Origin of the sequence: Nocardioides sp. CPCC 206348 (assembly GCF_048654705.1) — a bacterium.
In the GTDB taxonomy this organism is placed as follows: Bacteria; Actinomycetota; Actinomycetes; order Propionibacteriales; family Nocardioidaceae; genus Nocardioides.
Genome location: NZ_JBMCZA010000229.1, coordinates 110,086 through 110,666, shown reverse-complemented (window position 1 = coordinate 110,666; position 581 = coordinate 110,086). Strand labels below are relative to the sequence as shown.

At 68.8% G+C, this 581-nt stretch carries 1 pseudogene; it reads left to right on the top strand.

Going from position 1 to position 581, the window contains the following annotated elements:
- Positions 1-581: pseudogene (locus ACOADB_RS26330) on the top strand (hypothetical protein); the annotation flags it as partial.

Sequence of the window (581 nt, the reverse complement as noted above, 5' to 3'; positions counted from 1 at the left end):
TCGGGCAACCCGGCACCGATCCCACGCCGCTGCGGTTCACCGACGCCGGCGGCGGCAAGGTCGTCGTACGGATCGACGGCGCAGCGGACGGGTCCGACCACGTGGTGGCCGGCGCTGATGGCCGGCTCGCGGTCGGCGCCGAGGCCGATGCCGTGCGCTTCGTGCTGACCGAGGTCGACGACAGCACGGCCACGCTCGACATCGACGCCGACGGCGAAGGTGCCGAGCTCAACCCCGACATGTTCGGGATCTTCTTCGAGGACATCAACTACGCAGCCGACGGCGGCATCTATGCCGAACTGGTGCGCAACCGGTCCTTCGAGTTCAACAGCACCGACAACGGCTCCTTCAACGCGATGACCGCCTGGAGCCTGGCGAACCGCAGCGGAGGCGCGACGAGTGCAACCGTCCTCAACGACGCCGGTCGCCTCAACGACATGAACCGCAACTACCTGCGGCTGGTCGCCGCCGCGGCCGGCGACGGGGTCCGCAACACGGGCTTCGACAACGTCGCCATCAAGGCCGGCGACGTCTACGACGCCTCCGTCTGGGTCCGTACGACGACAGCGCAGTCCCTCACC